Source organism: Tenacibaculum litoreum, assembly GCF_964513915.1.
GTDB classification, from domain to species: Bacteria; Bacteroidota; Bacteroidia; order Flavobacteriales; family Flavobacteriaceae; genus Polaribacter; species Polaribacter litoreum.
The window spans coordinates 135,443-154,426 of sequence record NZ_CAZEQS010000003.1 but is presented as its reverse complement, the minus strand read 5'-3'; the positions used below and the strand labels follow the sequence as shown (position 1 = coordinate 154,426).

The following is an 18,984-nucleotide window of genomic DNA, read 5'->3' as shown; positions in this document are numbered from 1 at the left end:
CATATTATATATATTTAGAATTCACCAAGTGGTATTTCCTCACTGATTTCAATGCTTTTTTTCCATTTTACCAAATCAAATTCTAAAGTTCCTTTAGTTGAAATGTCCACTTCTGCGGATAAAACTACTGGTGGTATAAAGAACTTACCTGCGAATTTTTCATCTGTAAAAGAATATTGTAATTCTCCAGATACACAACCTTCTGCATATCCTTTTACTAAAAAATTAACTTGTGATTGAGCTACTAATAATTCAGCTTTTAAGCCTGCTTCAAGACAACCTGACATACCAATTTTTACCGCTTTATCTTCAATTAAAAAGGAACTTTCGTCAAATATTTTTTCAGTTTCTTCTACCCCTTCTAATTTTATACCAAACTTTGCCAAAGCGTATAAGCCAATTTCTGCAATACCTGCTTTTTTTAGCACCATTAGTGGCGGAGGTGTTACAAAAGCCTCAGGTGTTGTAATTTCAATACCTCCTGTTATCTTAGTTTCTTTTCTTTCGATATACTTTCTAGAAGACTTGTGCTCTTTATTAAACTGTAAGCCCTCTATTTTAATTGGTTCTAATTCGAATTTTTGTTCAGTCTTAATGCCTAATCTATCAAAAATAGTTTCTACTATTTTTGTGTTTTCTTGTATTTTATTAAAAATAATTTTTGCAACCGTACTTACACCATTCAACCCTAATTCATAGGGGCTTCTTGTACCGTCTACATACTGTACATCTATACTTTTTGTCTGTTTATTAGGGAATCCTACTTCAACACTAGTTGTATACGCTAAATCTCTTTCTCTAAGTGATCTACTTATATTTATTTTTCCATAATCAAACTGTCTTGTTCCATTTATGTTATGATAATTCCATGCTACATCTGCTTTTTTATAGTTATTTGACTCCAAGGTTGGTGAAGTAACTACACTATAATGTACATTTCGTGAAAGAGAACTGCTTGTAACAGTAGCAACTCCATACTTTTTTACCAGATATAGTATTTCACCACTTTTTGCTTTACGATTTTTATTATTAGCGTCAGATGCCCAAAGTTCTTTTAATTCAAATTTTGGTCTATTAATTTTTACGTTTACTAAAAACGTTGTCATTTTATCTTCATTAGGAAAATCTTCTGGAGTATTCCAGTAATTAACCACTAATTGATAAGTAACAATATCTTTTTGCACTAAATAATTCACTTTCTTACCCTCAACAATATACTGCCCTGAACCTTGAGGATAATTTTCTGTGTAAGCATTAAATTGTATACGTGCTCCTTCTTTAGCTCCAAAAAATTCTACACCTTCTTTTTCTATACTGTTATCATAATCTATAGTAATAGTATCATCCTTATAATATTTTGTTCCTCTGTAAGTAATGTATTTTCCAGTACCTTCTCCTTCAGATGTTCCTCCATCTGGTGTAGTTCCTCCATCTGGTGTAGTTCCTCCATCTGGTGTAGTTCCTCCACCTGGTGTTGTCCCTCCATCTGGTGTTGTTCCCCCATCTGGTGTTGTCCCTCCATCTGGTGTAGTTCCCCCATCTGGGGTTGTCCCTCCATCTGGTGTTGTCCCTCCTGTAGTAGTATCACTATTAGTTGTATCTGAATTATCTTTTTCTGGTTCCTCAGGGAAAATATCATCTACAAGATCACTTATATCCTCTATAACTTCGTCGGCATCCAATATGTTTTTCCAGTCAGGGTCGTAGTCTGTGACTACTACTCCATCAATAAGTTCATAACTACTATTTACTTGAACATTTTTAAATACTACCTTAATACGTGTGTACTTACCGATATTAACTTCACCTCCTGTAGCTATATTCGCCGCATCAATGATTTCTTTCAAATTTTCTAAAAAAGGTAAGGTTATATACCCCCAACCGCTAAACGTACCATTACTTCCTGTTACTTCACGTGTAATAACAGGGAAATCACCAGCTGTAAAGGTTTCGTTAATTCCTAATTTTGGTAATGGCTCTTTGTTTGTTATATTAATTTGAGGCATTAAACCACAGTTGTAATAAGCAGCTTCATCATTACTTGGTGTAGTAAATTCTTGAATATTTGAATATGCAAATCCTGATAACTGAGTACACTCTCCTCCTACACGAAACTCATATACGGTAGCGGGTTCTAAATTTCGGATTTTACCTTCATTGGTATAACTATTTACTTCAAACCAGTCATCATCCCCAAATCCTTTTTTACGGTATTGAATTCTATAACGTACATGTTCTGAGCTTTGCCAGTTCACTTGAACTGATTCTGCTGTTAATGCTTGTGAAATAACAAAACTTGGTGGTCTACAATCTTCTAAGTATTTAAACCAAAAAATCTCACTTTTTCCATCATTTTTAAATACAGAGGTTTCATTTACTCCATCACTTACAAAAGCACGTACCTGCCAACCGTATATTTTACCTGAAATTAATTGTGGTGCTTCTGGTCCTACTAATAGTGTTGTACTATAGGTATTTGTTTGATAAAAAGGAACAGAAGCTAAAAAGTTGGCTTGTGGATTTTGTACATCCCACAATTCTTTTAATGTAAACTCATATTGTACATTACTTGCATTACTATGACGAGGAGTCCAAGTAAATAATACATTTTGAGGATTCGTCGCATTTACAATATTATCTTTAAATGGTAAGTTTAAGATTGGTGGGTCGTTTTGTAATAAGTATACAGTAGTACAACTTTTAGATGACAGTTTTCTGTTTGTAAAATAGTCGTACACTTCAAAACAAAAATCATATCCTCCATTTGGCAACGGTGCATTATACTGTCCTGGCGTGATTCCAACTAAATTATTTAATTGAAAATAGGCTTGTAAATCTAAATTCGATAACCTTAAATTTATTCCTCCATCTAAATATATGGGCGTCTCTCCTGCTATCACATCACGTGTAGTTATAGAAAGCCCCTGTCCTTCTATATACATTTTTAACCGTATTCTTCGTCCTACTTCATTTACATCGGTTAATAAAATATTGGCATATAGTTTCTCACTCGTTGTTGTAGCATAGTCTGATATTTTTAAACTATACGGAGGTATCAACTGTGGAGTAACTTGTACTGGATAGGTTTGAGAATATAGTACTGTACTTATTAATACAGTAAACAACAACATCACCTTTTTGAATATATTACTATCGTTTAAATTGATTTTCATCTACTTTTTCTTATTTAGCTTCTTTCTGAACTTTTATATCAACTACTATGTATGAGTTTGTACCGTCTTTTACAAACTGCTTTATTTTTACCGCTCCTTTTCGGTTATCTGAAGTTTTAAAAGGAATGATTCTTGGCACTATTGTATTATCAAACTCTTTTAGTCCTTCATCTGTTTCATCTACTGTTAAGGCTACTAATAATTGATCATTTACCATAGAGTCAAATTCAGACACAGATAAATGAGTGCTACAATTACATGATTCTTGCTTGTTTATTAATTGAGTATTTTGAGCATTAGGAATGAATGAAAAAGCAACTGTTGATGCTTGATCTGGACTCACAAATTTGTTATATGAAAAGGTTTCGCTTAAACCGAAGAAAACAAGATCTATATCCTTTCCTGTCTCATTAGTAACTTCACTCTTCGTATATACTTTTCTTGTTTTGGTTGAAAAAAAAGCTCCAATAGCATTCTCTTTATGAGCTGTGTTAATTCCTAATTTTACATTTTCTAAACTTCTTAAGTTGGTATTTTCATATACAGTTATTGTTTTTGAAAACACTTTCTCTTGTTTTCCATTACTTGCTTTTAGCTGTAATGTATGAGTTCCTGATGTTTGAATTTCTATTTCTGGATTTTCTTCTAAGCTACTTGTTATATTGGCGCCTTCAAACGTCCAATTGTAATTAATTGCACTGATACTTTTATTAGTTAATGTAACTTTTACTGGAACTTGATAGTCATCGTCTTCAAAAGCAACTGAATATTCAAAATCGGCTGTTAAATAAGGTGCAACTTCTATTATTTTTTCTTGAGTATAACTTTCCTCTCCATTGCTTACTTTTAATCTTATCGTATGCTCTCCCGGAGTTGTAAAAGTGATGTTTTGTGGGTACTCTTTTGATGATGTCTCTGGTATTCCTCCTTGAAAAAACCACTCAAAAGAAGTAGCTCCTTTTGTTTTATTGGTTAGTTTTACTTCAACTGGTGAATAATTATTTTCTAACACTTCTGCATCAAAATCAATAAGAACTGTTGGTTTTACTGTTACTTTTTGAGTTTTCACATCTATACTACCGTCTCTATTAGAAGCCTCTAAAGTGATAAGATATTCTCCTTCTGTATTGTAGGTTATAATACCAGGGTTTTTACTTGACGAACTACTAGGCTCACCTCCTTCAAATGTCCATTTATAGGTATCGGCTCCTTCTGTATCATTGAGGATTTTTACTTTTACAGGCACAGTATAATCTTGATTAACTATTTCTGTATTAAAATCAACAATTACAGGTAAAGCTACTTCATTTACACAAGCACATATACCTAATAGCATTATTATAAAAAATAAACTCTTTCTCATTACTCTACAATTACTTTTTGTATTCTTTTTGCTTTTGGAGTTTCTAATAACAATACATATATCCCTGCTGATACATTCATATCGTACAATACTTCATATTCTTTTTGCCCTTTTAGTAGTTTATCTGCTACAACTGAATTTGCTCCTAAACTAAAAAGACGCAAAGAAATTTCTGATTCTTTTTCTAACTCTACATCAACAGTAAACTTTCCTTTATTAGGATTTGAATAGACTACAAACTCTTTTACAAATGGGTTCTTCGTTTCTCCAATATCTGTAAGATCTCTTGCCTTTAAAACATTCACAGTCTTAGTTGCTACTTTTTTACAATTTCCTTCATTTGAAATTAGAGATATATCATAATTTCCTGGAGCAGGAAAACGTAAAACTAGACCTTCATCCGTTTTTTGAACTATAGTTACATTTGAAGGAATGTTCCACTCTACCTTTTCACTTATTGGATTAGATACATTAATTAGTACTATATCTTCCCCTACAAATGCTTGAGATGTTAAAATTAATTGTGCATCTATCTCTACATTTGACTTATGTATAATTATTTCTTTAGATACTTTACATCCATCAATCGTTGTTACTGTTAATGTATAAACTCCTTCTTCAGATAATAACACAACACTCTCATTGCTTGTAAAACCATTTGTTGAAGTCCATGCATATTCCGATACTCCAACCATGGTTACATCATACTCTATAGTTTCTCCATAACATAATGTTACTTCACTAGGAACTACATCAAATATCAACTCTTCGGCACTTTTTACAGAAATTTCTTTTGTTACTAAACATCCTTTTTGGTCTGTAACTGTAACTACATACGTTTCAGCACATAATCCTGTTACATTACTTCCTGTTTGTCCTGTATTCCATTGCACAGTGTAAGGAGCAATTCCTCCGTCAATACTTAGGTTGATTTCTCCTGTACAACTATTATAACAAATAACATCTTTTACAGTTTCTGTAATTGTTAATGAGCTTGCTTTTTCTACTATAAAACTGCCTGTAGTTTGACAACCATTTGCGTCTGTAACTAAAACGAAATAGCTTCCTGCTGCTGCAGTAATTTCTGCTGTTGTTTCACCTGAACTCCATGAATAAGAATATGGTGGTGTTCCTCCTTCAACATTTAAACTTATTACTCCGTCATTATTACCAGAACAAGTTACGTTTAAAACATCACCTGTTACTCCTAGTACCTCTGGTTGTACTACTGTGAAAATTTCACTTGTATCTTCTATCCCTTTTAAATCGGTTACTTTTACAAAATATCTTCCTATTGGTAAATTATAAATAACTTGTGAATCTCCTATACTATTTCCTGTTACTGCATCATACCAGGTATAACTGTTGCCACCAACACCTCCTGTTGCTACCGCATTTAGTACTGCCGATATGTCTCCATTACATTTAATTGTTTCTACTTGTTCGATTACAACTACTAATGGGTCTGGTTCATCTAAATTATAAACTTCATTTAACTCACAGCCTTTGGCATCTACTACTGTTAAATAATATTTTCCTGTAGGTACATTATTTATTGATGTAGTATTACTTATACTATTAGTTACTTCATCTTTCCACTCATATGTATACGGTGCCACACCTCCTTCAATATCTACTGATATACTTCCATCTGACAAACCTGCTCCGCTAGGTTCTTCAAAAGTTGTTACTAATACTCTGTATATACTCGGTTGCGTTATGGTAATTACTTCTTGTAATTCACATCCATTTTCATCTTTTACAGTTACAGTATACACTCCTTCTGGTAAAGCAGTAACATCTTCTATTTTTTCACCATTACTCCATTCGTAAATATACACTCCTGTACCTCCAGTGACCGAAATATCAATGCTTCCATCATTACCATTGTAACAGGTTACTTCTGTTTTTGTAAAAGTGATAGCAAGAGGTGGATTTTCTGTTAACTCCTGTTCTTTGTAAGTTGTATTTCCATTAGAGTCGGTAACTACCAATCTATACGTTCCTACTAAAGCTGTTAAAGTAGCTTCTGTTCCTATAACTTTTGTTAAGTCACTACCATTGTACCATTGATAACTGTAGTCCTCACCTGATAATACATATCCTCCAATTACTGTTGAACCAATCGTTCCTGTTTCTCCGTTACAAGCTATTGGTTTTGTAACTGCTAACTTTATTTCTAATTTGTCAGGTTGAATAAGTGTAAATTCTTTTTCTACTGAACAGTTATTAGCATCAAGAATGGTCATGACATAAGTAGCTGCGTCCAATCCTGTTGGATTGCTTAAACTACTGATAACTGTTGTATCTTCTTTTACTCTTAATTCATAGGTATAAGGGGCAGTTCCTCCTGATACTTCTTCAATATTAATTTCTCCGTTTGCCGTTTCAAAACCAGTTAAGTTTTTTTGAGAATCTGTAACTATCGTTAAAGGTGCAGCTGGTTGATTTATTGTAATTGTTCTTTCTATTGGTGGATTTGGACAGTTATTGGTATCTGTAATTACCACTTTATACTCTCCGGCACTAAGATTTAATATGCTTTTTTCTGTTCCTATTACAGTACTATTTCCAACTTTATACCATTTATAAATATAAATATCTGTACCTCCAGTTACATCTACATCTATATTTCCTGTTGACTCTCCATAACAAGCAACGTGATTTACAATAACATTACTAATTTTAACTTTAGTTGGATTTATTACCGTTCCTTCACTATACGACTTTATACCATTACTATCTGTTATTTCTACCCCATAATTTCCTGCTGATAAACCTCCTATTGTTGTGTTAGTTGCTCCTGAAATAAATACTTTTCCACCACCACTATCTATTTCGTACCAATGATATGTATATGGAGCAACTCCTCCTTTTACAGTTACCTCTAATTTACCATCAGTATCTCCATTACAATACAACTCTCCATCATCTGGAATGTTTATAGTTCCTATAAGTTTATCAGGTTGTATAAGCGTGTAATAAAACATGTCTTCCTCATTAGTACATCCATTTGCATCAGTTACCAATACTCTATAAGTACCATCTCCAATCTTTGAAATATTTTGTAAAGTTCCTACTTCATTATCAGCTTCATTAAACCATTGATATGAATAAGGTAAAGTTCCTCCTGATGTAGAAATATTGATACTTCCATCCTTACTTCCAAAGGCCAACGGGTCTTCGTGACTTACATAAGAAACATTCAAACTTTCCGAAGGTTCAGTTACATTATATGTTTTTTCTAAAGTACAGTCATTTGCATCCGTTACAGTTACCATATATGAACCTATTGACAACCCTGACAAATCTCTTGTAGTTGCTCCGTTTGACCATGCATAGGTATATGGTGAAGTTCCTCCATCAACAGTTAAAGTTATCGCTCCGTCATTACCTCCTTTACAAGCAACATTTTTTATAGTTTCTCCTATTGACAATGGAGCTGCTGGTTGTGAAATGATCTTACTTTCTGAATACCCATCTTCTACAACATTACCATTATAAACTACTGTTACATATACTCTGTATTCCCCTACTGGTAAATTATCTATTATAGGAGCTGTTCCTGATATAGGACCCCATGAAGTTCCCTCTTTTTTTTCCCATTTATATTCATAAAAAGAGCTATACCCTCCTTTAACCGTTGCAGATATGGTTCCTGTCTTTTCTCCATAACATTTTACATTTGTACTATCTAAGACAATACTTAATGGAGTAGGGTCATTTATTACAACTTCTTTTGAAACAACACAACCGTCATTCATATCTTCAACTGAAAATATATACGTATCTTTTTTTAACCCCTCAAACTTTACTGTGCCTCCTTCAATACTAATAGTTCCTTTTCGTGTTTTATCATCTGTCTCGGAAGCCCCTTTAAACGAATATGAATATCCTGGTACCCCTCCAGTGACTTTTAGCTCTACAAATCCATCTACTCCATCTTGTTTTGTCGTCGTACCATCATTTATTTTTATAATTTTTATTTCACTAGGTTGTGATACTGTAATTTCCTTTGTAGCTGAACACCCATTACTATCTTTTACCGTTACTGTATATTTACCTGCTTTTAAATTATTAATTTGTTTTGTTTCCTCTCCATTAGACCATTTATAAGTATAACCTCCTGTTCCTGGTGTTCCTCCTACAACATTTAAGTCAATACTTCCATCGGCTTTGTTAAAACAAGAAACATTAGTTATACTTGGATCAATTTCTATTAAATCTGGCCTTTCTCCTATTATTAATAAACCTGTTTCTTCTGTTTCTACAATATTCCCGTTGTAGTTAACATCAATTTTTACTTTATAAGTACCTGTATCTAAATCATTGTCTTTTCCTAATAAAGTTTGATCCTCAACCCAATCTCCAGACGTGTTCTTGAAATACCATGTATAAGTATAGTCAGGTGTTTTTCCTCCTGACACATCAATTGATATATTTCCTATCCCATCATTACATCTAATTTGAGTTACGTTTGGAGTTACTTCTAATTTATTTGGCTCTATTAATGAAATTTCATTACTTATTACTTCATTACAGGTTCTTGTACTATTACTATCATAATTAGCATCTCGGAGTACTACTTTATATTTCCCTGCTAATAGTGTTTTCTCAATCGCTTGATTAATTTCAGTACCTCCTGAGTTTAATAGTATATCTCCACCAGAAGTTACCTCATATAAGAAATAAGTATAAGGTAAAGTTCCTCCATTTGGTGCAATACTTATTTTCCCTTTACCTCCAAAGAATAAAATTTCTTCTGAAACCTCTGATTTTAAAGACAAGTAATCTTCAGGTCCTTCAATTTTAATACTTATCGATTTATCTTTAGGTTCAGCGTCTTGTGCCCAAGAATTTATTCCTAACAATAAAAACACAGCTAGTACTAATAGCTTTTTTATCTTCATAATATTTAATAAACTATTTTTTTTCATACAACTTTATTTTGCTAAACAACCTTCGTTATCTTTTACTTTTATTTTATACTCTCCTTTTTCCAATCCACTTATTACTGTAGTGGTCCCAGAAAAACTTGTCCAACCTCTTTCTAAAGTCTCTGTAGTTCCTTCTATTTTATACACTATGTAGAAATATGATCTTCCTGTTTCTCCACTAGTAACATTCAATTGGATTTTACCGTCTCCAGCTTTAAAACAATTTTCATCATTTAAGAGTATAGCTGTAAAATCAACATTTGTTGCTTTCTTGATAGTAAAATTAGGAGTCTTGACAAGCTTATCCCAAGAAGAACCGTCATCTATTTCTGGAGCAGTTGGTATCTCTAAATTTATATTTTGTGTCTGATATAGAAAATAATAGGTACCTGCATCAATATCATTAGGCCATATATATCCATAATTAGTAGCATTTAGTGGTGTTAATGAGCTAGTTGTATGTTCTTGCCCTATTAAAACTCTATCTGAGTTATATAATGTAACAACTAATCTTTCTTTATTAGAATCTATGTTTCTACCTAACTTTACCCCGATATTTCCATCCGCTTTATAGAAACAAGAAGTTTTTGTTTGATTATAATATCCCTTATACTGAGGAGAACACCCTATAACACTATAAGTTTTTGGAGCTACATATTTATCACTAGCAATATGACCTGTTCTAAAATGAATATTTCTTTTTTCAGAATCAACAGGCAATTCATTTATAACAATATTCTCTTTAGCATAAATATCCCCAACATTAACATTTATTGTAGGAGTTGCATTTGCTAAATTTTTCCATTCTAATGCTGTGTTATCTTTATCTCCTATAAGGTATTCCCAATCATAACCTCCCTTTAACTCTATATTGTCTATAGAACATACTGGTTTTTCATTATCGGTACCTATAATATGTAGAGGGTATAACTTTTGATCAAAACTACATCCGTTAAAACCTAAGTAAATCGCATTATTAAAATTCTCTCTTAGTACAGTTCTTTCTCTTCTATATTCACAATCTGGTAAATTATTTATTCTAATAGCATAGTTATGCACTTTGCTGGTTACTTCACTAAAACTAGTTGGCAAGTCAATAAAATCAAAGTATATTTTTCCTATTTCAAAGGCACGATAATTTGTGCCTCCCGCATATCCATTATCTGTTAACACATCCAAGTTTCCCATGTTTGCATGTAACATCCCCGTTATTTCTGTTTTGACCAAATAAGCATATTCTGGGTTTTGCCCAAAAGCATTAATAATAGTAAAAACAAAAACTATACATTGTAATATTACTCTTTTGCTAAACATTTTTTGCTGTCTCTTACTTTTACTTTATGAATTCCTTTCTCTCGACCTCCTATTATTACTTCATTTACTTTTATATTAGAAGAATCAAAAGGAATCCAATTATTACTTTCATTCAATTCATATTCATACCCTTGCCCTGTTCCTCCACTAACATTGAAAACTCTTATCTTCCCATCTTTTGAATTAACACAGTTTTCATCGCTAGACCTTTCTGCCTCAAATGTGATATTTGTTGCTTTTTCAATAGTAAAGGAAGGTTCTGTTTTTACTAACGTATACCAAAATGGATCATCTGTTTTTTCAGGTTTTGGCGGAGTATCTCCAATATTTAAAACTTGATACCTAAAATAATAAGTTCCTGCATCAATATATTTTGGCCAATCGAAGCCAAAAGAACCTCCTCCTAAATTTTCTAATACTAAAACTGTTGTATCTGTTGAACTAAGTTGCTTTGTGCTATATTGGTTTATTAATATATCTCCATTAACCGTATCCTCTTTAAATAAAGTTGCTACTAATTGTTCTGCAGAGTTTATATTATTACTTAGCTTTATGCCTATTTTACCGTCTGACTTATAAGAGCATGAGGTATTACTCAAATTATAATATGACACAAAATCTGGAGAACATTCTGTTAATGTTATTGTATAATTTTGAATAGAAGCAACAGTATCAGTTGTAAAAGGTGCTGTAAACTTAAAGCGTAAATTTAAGTTTACACCTATTTTTTCTCTCCAATTAGTTCCAAAAATATCTAATAAGCTTACATTTAACGGGTATCTACTTTTATAGTTTGGTAACTCTTTCCAATTACCATTTTTATCTACATATTCCCATACCAAACCTGTTACATTATGATTTTGCCCGTCAGAGTATTGTTTAAATAAAGTATCTCGTTCACATCTTCTGTCTGCTGGTGCTGTTATTTTGGGTAGTAATATAGCATAGTAATTTAGAGGTAAACAATCAATTGAGTTCGATTCTATTTCTATTTTATCAAATATTTTTTTTTCTTGTGAAAACTCAGCCCCTTTACATTGATCTGCATATTGTCCACAAGGTCCACCGCAATCATTACTAGGATCATCATTAAAAAAATCAAAATAGTTTAATTTAATTTTCACTATACTGGATAGAACTTCATGTGTTCCTTTATAATGGGATAAAACATACCATGAATCTCTATATGAATCGGAATATCCCTCAGTTGAAGAATGCAACACATACAATTCAGATTGAGAAAACCCCAAACAATAAAATGATAAAAAAGTAAGTAATAGTAATTTTCTTTTCATAAGCAATTAATACTTTACTTCTATTTTTTTTATTTGTCCTAAACTACCATCTACAAATACTGGACGTAATATATAAGTGTAAATATTATTTGGTTTTACATTTTCATCCACTATTCTATTTGTGCTCGGTAAAACATTTTTTAACAAGGAAACTTTTTCACCTTTTTTCCCTTTATAAATCATTATTTCAACAATACCTTCTTCTTTTACAGTTTTCCAGAATAACTCAATAAAAGTGTTATCTCTATCTACATAACTTCCTAAGTTTTTCAATCCTTTTAATAAAGTAAACCTTGGTACCTCAATAGTGGTATGCTTTGTATTAATAGACTGTAAATCACTTTCATCAACAGCCTTAATTAGATACTGGTAAGTTGTATTTCCTTCTACATTAGTATCCTTCCAATTTGTATATTCAATATGTAAGGTATCCTTGGGTAGTGTAGCTATTAAATTCCATTTTATACTATCTCTAACTCGTCTATACACCTCATGTTTTGCTATATCATTACTCTGACTATTAGCCCATGCTAAATTTACCCTCTCTTTTTCAACATTGTATGACGTTATTACTGGTGGTGCTGGTGGAATAAAGTCTGGTTTTTTCAATACTAAAACATCTGAATATTTAGACATATTATATCTCTTATCTACTGCTACAATTTTATAATATACTTTATTGTTCAAGCTTTTCACTGAAACACTATCATAAAAAGTTGTTGCATGATGCGGACTAACTGTAACTTGCGAGAATTCTTCTTTTGCATTATTTCCTTTAAAAACTCGATACCCCAACATATCTGGCTCAATATTTTTTTTCCATTTTAAGGTAACCACCCCTAAACTATCTACCTCTCCTTCTAAACCTATCGGTTTTACTGGAGGAATAGAATCCACTGGCTGTACTAACACAGGGTACGACGTTCTACTATTTCCTTGCTTACCTATAGCAGTAATCGTAAAGTAATTTGTAGCATCTAGCTTATCATATTGAACTTTTCTTGTTTTTGTGGAAATATTTCTTACAACAGTTTCGTATTGTCCATTCGCTTTATTACTTTTATTTAATTCAAAGCCTTTTATAAAATCAACACCTTCCTCTAAAAACTTCCATTCTAAAACAACACTTTTATTGTTATTTACAATCTTTTTACTTGAAATTTTTGGCACATAAGGCAGTACCTTTACTCCTTTACCTGAAATAACTTCTGAAGGAGGACTTAATTCTCCAAACGGAGTTCTTCCCTTTACTCTGTAATAATATGTTTTATTATTATGAATAGAATCTGTATAATAAATCCTTTTAGTATCAACTCTACCTCCACTATTTAGAGTAGTATAGGGTAACTTATTAAGTTGATTAAAACTTATACCATCCTCTGAACGCTCAATAAAATAACTGTTAAACTCATTTTTATGAATTGCATAATTCCAATTTAGCATTACTTTTTGATCATCAAAAATAGCTGCTAAATCCAGCGGTTTTGGTAAATCTTGGTAGTCTTGAAGTCCAACAAAAACTCCTCCATCCTTAATTTTCATTTCTTCTTTTGGTACTAAAGAAAAAACTTTATAAACATATTTTTCTGTAGACTTTACCTTTAAATCTTCAAACCCTAATCCTGCTAATTTTGCTACTTCAAAATCCTGATCAGCTACATACAATGCCCAAGTGAATCGTTGTTCTTGTTCTTGAGACATGTTTATAATTCCTTGTAAAGAACCAACTCCTTCTACATCAAAACTTTCTCCAAATAACGATTGAGCCATAATAGCTGCGTTGTTATTCTTCTCTATAATATCAATCCATTTTTGCGGTTCTGCAGGTTTAAAAACTCCTAAATCTTTTTCTATAGGTTTAGATAATGTTTGTCCACTAATACTAATGGTATACCTTTTTAATCTATAACCATACTTTGCCAACTTCCTAAATGACATTGGAGTTGTAGCTCCCCAGCGCAACATTATTTTTTGAGTGCTATGCGGTCTTGCTAATACTTTTATTTCATTCTTACTTACCTCTCTTTCTTGTGAAAAAATCACTAATGTGGAGAATATAAAAATTAGCGAGAATATTACTTTTCTTTTCTTATTAAATAGCATTAAAAAGGGTTTTTATATTTAAATACTGCATTCGTTCCTAACGCACCTCCTGGCATTACATATTGCATTTTAACTTTGTATTTACCTGACCATATCGCTGGAAACACTCCATTAATTATATAATTATACTTCTGTATTTGTGATGCATATTCAGTAGGGTTGTTTAAATACTTATTAACCACTTTATACTGTATATCCATAAAATCTCTTTTATAATGGTAAGGTAAATTATATCGATAAGGAATTCGTTTGCTTAATAATGAGAATGTTGGGTTATTTCTTAAATATGGTACATACCAAGTTAAGATATCAATTCCTTTTTTAGGAGGTATCCCTAAATCTTTTACATCTCTATTAACAGTAAATTCAGGTTCTAGAGGATATTTTTCATAAATTAACTGATAAATTCTGTCTTCATAATAATTATCATCTAAAATTGCTTCTGCTTCAATCAAAGGCTGTTTATCTGAATATTTCCCTCCTTCTAACTCAATTCTATCAAATCTTTCTGATTCTCTTACATCTGTTTGAATAGCATGCACATCAGAATAAATAGGTTCTAAATAGTGTTTCACTACTCTTTTATCATCTATTTTTTTAGCAAACGTATTATATTCACTTGTAGAAAAGTCATAAGTCAATAACTCTGTTACAGCTTTGTCATTAACCATACTTTGTACCTCTTTATTTTTAACCTCCACGGTATTACCTTCATAACCGGTATCTTGTTTAGTATAAGAAGTCTCATTTACAGAACCTTCTCCTGTATCTGGTGAACTAATCAATTTCAATGTATATTTCTTTTGATTATTAAACTCTCCAAGCTTAAAGCTTACCTGTCTATCTCCTTTGCTATAAGAAACTGAATTCACAAAATTATGTCCCTCTTCGTTACTATACACCACTTTTTGTTTCCAATCAGTTTCGGGGGTAAATAGATAAGGTTGACCTCTTTTTAATTTTACATAACCTGTTGTACTTTCATTTTGATAAAAGTACTTCTGATCTATTACAGGATATGTATATACTATATTTTCAACTGGAATATAATCTGGTGCTACTCCTGTAGTAAAAGTTCTTTCTTCAATTTCTTGTGCTTTCTTTCCATTATGCATTAATGTAATCCAACTTCCTGATTTTAATTCTTGAAAACTAACCGCCACTTTTACTTGAATAGTTTTTTGCGGGGGTAAAACATCAAAAGAAACAAAATTCACTACATCTTGTGACTCATTCCATTCTAACTCTCCTTCAATTACTTTTCCATCACTTTTTACAATAAACTCATCTAGTAAAATTCTATATGTTTTTATTCCTTTATCATCTTCAAGTTCAAAAGGTTTATTTATCTTCATATTAAATGCTGATTGTGGTGCCGTAAAGACATCTACCTCTGTAGCATCGTTATCAGGTGTTACTCCTGAAATTATTTTCATACCTCCTAGTGGAGCTCCTCCAATTATCTCACATTCCTCACCAAGCTCAATTTTAAACCTGAAACGTCCTCTTATCATTCCACCTAGCACACTAAAATGACCTCCAACATAACCTCTAAACCAACTAGGGTTTGGTAATTTTGCCTGTAATAATACAGCTGCTCCTGCTTTTACTATTGGAATTTTTGCTTTATAAAACCATAAATTAACTCGTATTCCTAGCTCTCCTTCTAAATACGCATAGGCTTGTCCGTTTGCGTACCAACCATCAACACCAATCTGTCCACTTCCTTTACAAGCGGTTTCTCCATAGTCTTTAATCATAATATCAAACCCTAGTCCTGCTCTAAATCGGGCATAAAACATCAAGAAATTCATATTTCCTGTGTCTAGACTAAAGTCCATACCTATAGCAAAACCTCTACCATCTCCTAGTGCATTTAAATCTCTCATATAGTCTAGACTATTTAGGTTTACTCCTAAAATATCAGCTACTGCTTGTGGTGGTGGTGGGCTACCCGGTATATTATCACCAATCATTAAATAGGTTGTGGCCGATACGCTAAAACCTCCTATCCCAACTCGAAGTCCTATACGATCTTTTGGAGTTCCCATATGTAAATACCATCCATCTGGCCCAGTATGAAAAACCGCCCATCCTGCTCTACCTCTAGGACCAACACCACTAAAAAAGTTCCCTGGTGTGTTTACATATACTTCCATTTCACTATGAAAAGAATTATTTACAAAATCCATTTCCATAGAAAAATGTGCATCAATTCCCACATCAAAAGTTAACCCATCTTGTGGAAAAGAAACCTTACTGTACTCTACTAGATTTGTTTCTTTTAAATCTTTAACTAACTGATTATCGGCTAAATCATTAATTTTATTTTCAAGTTTATTAAGTTTTTCTTTGAACTTATCCGCAAACTCTAACTTATAACCTTGCATTATATGAGCTTCCCCGAAGAAAAATATTCTATTCAAACCTCCATGAGTATTGAAAGCCATTTCAAAACCAACCTTACCATTAAAAGCACCTTCATTAGCTAATGCAAATCCTAACATAGCTCTAAAACCTAAACCAGAATTAGCATCAGGAGCATAGTCCATCCCCGAAGGAGGTTTTGGTGTCTTAACTGGTACCGGGTTTCCTTTATCATCCAACTCTCCTTGATAAACTAACTTAGGTGGATTAGATGTTTTTTTCATATGGTAATAAGCTCCACCACCAAAGCCATTAATTTCAACAGGTCCAATCATAGGTTTAGTCTTCAACGAAGATAAATCAGCATAAGCATCAACATACCAATACCTTACATCTGTTTTACCAAACCAAGCTGTAGCTTTTACATTAATGCTATTAAAATCTGCTTCTAACTCTCCGTAAAAACCATTACCATAAACTGGGTCATTATCTTTAACATCAACTAGTCCTTTAAACTTAACACTTCCTAAATCAGCAGCAATATCAATTTTATGTATTTTAATTTTTTCAAATTTCCAACTATGAATTTTTTCTTCTTCTTTAAACTTTCCTATAATTTCTAATTGAGTGTTTCCAGAAAATCCCTTTCCCATTAAGTTGACATCAAGAGTAAAACCTAAAGAAGCTTTTTGATCATTTGCGGTTACATTGATATCTGATATGGTGACAGGAAAATTTGAAAAACTAAAAGCCTTACCTTCATACCCCATATGATCAACTGATATTAAAGGTTTTTCTGTTTGTAATTGTAAATTTTCAAAAGTGATACCTTTGAAATTAATCATTTTACTCGCTGCTCCGCTACCTCCTTTGATTGTTAAACTACCATACAAATTAGCTTTCGGTCTAAACTTACCCTCCTTAACTTTAAGAGTTACACTTGAATTTGATTTTAAGTGTGCCTCTGCCATGAAAACGGGAAAGTGTAATCCATTTTTTGCTATGGGTTCCAGAGCTAAACTATAATCATCATTCCCTACATCAATTATAGCTGTATATTTAATTGCCTTCCTGACTCCTTTAACAAGTTCTGTTTGATTAATAATATCTTCCTTTGTAACTTTTCCTGAAGTAGGCAACGCTATATGCCCGCCAAAGCCAGCTCCTGTTATTTTGTTTGCTATAAAAGAAGCATGCAGATCAGTTACAGAAATCGGCCAGCCAGAAGCTATTCCTTCTTCGATAGAAAAAAGATTTTCTACTGAGAATTGCCCTGTTATTCCTTCACCGTCAATTAAAAATTCTTTTGCTGAAAAGCTAAGCCTATTTTGTTCATTTCTTTTCATAAACTCCTTAGGTAGAGTAATCTTAACCTTTTCTATAGACACTCCTCTCCATAACTCTTCATTTCCCGGAATTAAATATTTTTCTTTATATCCTTTTGGAAAATTAACATTATCAGAATTTCTAAGATCACTAAAGTCAAAAACAGCATTTTTAACTTCAAAGATTAACCCTCCTTTACCCCTACCTGTTGTAGAATTTTTATCCTTAATTTGAAATGGATGACTTAAATTTATTTCTGCAATAATATCATTCCAATCTGACACTACTGTTTTAAAAGAACCTTTTACTCGTGTTCTTGTATCTTGAATAACAGTATTATTAGAGTCTAGGGGCTCTAATAAATCCCTAGAAAACAAAACGTCAGCTGCCACTCCTATCTCTTTTATTCCTGAACAATCTATGGTAACATAGGTCTTGTTTTCTACAATACCTGTTTTCATATTAAAGCCTCCCTTCAACTCTAATAATCCTTTGTTACCTTGTATTGGAATTGCTACATCTCCAAATAATGAAATATTAGTATCACCATAAATCCCCCCATTATGAGATATTTTTATATTATCTGCCCCAAAGAAAAGTTCTTGTTGCTTCCCATTAGCTCCTAGTTGCCCAATTGTTAGTTTTGCAAAAAGTGTTACTTCTGTATAATCAGGAAAAAATTTAGCTTTGCTAACTCCTAATATCACCATATTTTTCCCCATTCTCTTTTTAACACCAACAGGCAAGCTAATCATATCATCAGAACCTAAAACATCTACATAGCTCCCGGTCTTGTCTATTGCCTCAAAAACAGAAGCAGCTCTAGTTATAAGCGTATCCACCTTAGGGTCTGAGTAATTCTTTTTAACATAATCGAAATCAAACTCTCCTTTTGCTTTAGAAGAAAACTCAATTAATTTAGGAAATACATTTTCTGACCTAGAGATACTATCTAAAGGGTTATCAGTTGAAGAAAAAACTAATTGAGAAAATACTATAAAAAAGAAAAAAGTAATTTTTTTCATAAGCAATAAGGGTTAACAATTTCATTTTAGCCATGCAAACATATGCAGTAATTTGCTGTTTTCCAAAGTTGGAGAATAAAT

Annotated in this window: 7 protein-coding genes; all 7 read right to left on the bottom strand. The window is 32.3% G+C overall.

All coding sequences use genetic code 11. The annotated features are described in order from the left end of the window. Positions 1-14: 14 nt before the first annotated feature. Genes ACKTTR_RS06835 through ACKTTR_RS06805 form a run of 7 tightly spaced genes read right to left on the bottom strand, consistent with a single transcriptional unit; the run spans position 15 to position 18,903 of the window. A complete protein-coding gene (locus ACKTTR_RS06835) occupies positions 15-3,173 on the bottom strand; it encodes a fibronectin type III domain-containing protein (protein ID WP_408027130.1) in 3,159 nt (1,052 codons plus the stop codon). A 10-nt stretch (positions 3,174-3,183) separates the two neighbouring features. Beyond that, positions 3,184-4,536, bottom strand: a complete 1,353-nt coding sequence (locus tag ACKTTR_RS06830) for a PKD domain-containing protein (RefSeq protein ID WP_408027129.1) — start codon at positions 4,534-4,536, stop codon at positions 3,184-3,186. Beyond that, positions 4,536-9,473, bottom strand: coding sequence for a hypothetical protein (locus tag ACKTTR_RS06825; RefSeq protein ID WP_408027128.1), 4,938 nt, complete (start codon positions 9,471-9,473; stop codon positions 4,536-4,538). Before ACKTTR_RS06825 ends, ACKTTR_RS06830 begins: the two co-directional genes overlap by 1 nt. Positions 9,474-9,479: 6 nt before the next feature. Beyond that, positions 9,480-10,787, bottom strand: coding sequence for a hypothetical protein (locus tag ACKTTR_RS06820; protein ID WP_408027127.1), 1,308 nt, complete (start codon positions 10,785-10,787; stop codon positions 9,480-9,482). Continuing rightward, entirely contained in the window at positions 10,769-12,082 is a 1,314-nt protein-coding gene (locus ACKTTR_RS06815; protein WP_408027126.1) for a hypothetical protein, read from the bottom strand. Before ACKTTR_RS06815 ends, ACKTTR_RS06820 begins: the two co-directional genes overlap by 19 nt. 6 nt (positions 12,083-12,088) lie before the next feature. Then, positions 12,089-14,185 carry a fibronectin type III domain-containing protein gene (locus ACKTTR_RS06810; RefSeq protein ID WP_408027125.1) on the bottom strand — a complete coding sequence of 699 codons (2,097 nt, stop codon included), beginning with the start codon at positions 14,183-14,185 and terminating at the stop codon, positions 12,089-12,091. Continuing rightward, positions 14,185-18,903: a hypothetical protein gene (locus tag ACKTTR_RS06805; protein WP_408027124.1), complete on the bottom strand. Its 4,719-nt coding sequence runs from the start codon at positions 18,901-18,903 to the stop codon at positions 14,185-14,187. Before ACKTTR_RS06805 ends, ACKTTR_RS06810 begins: the two co-directional genes overlap by 1 nt. Between the last annotated feature and the right edge of the window lie 81 nt (positions 18,904-18,984).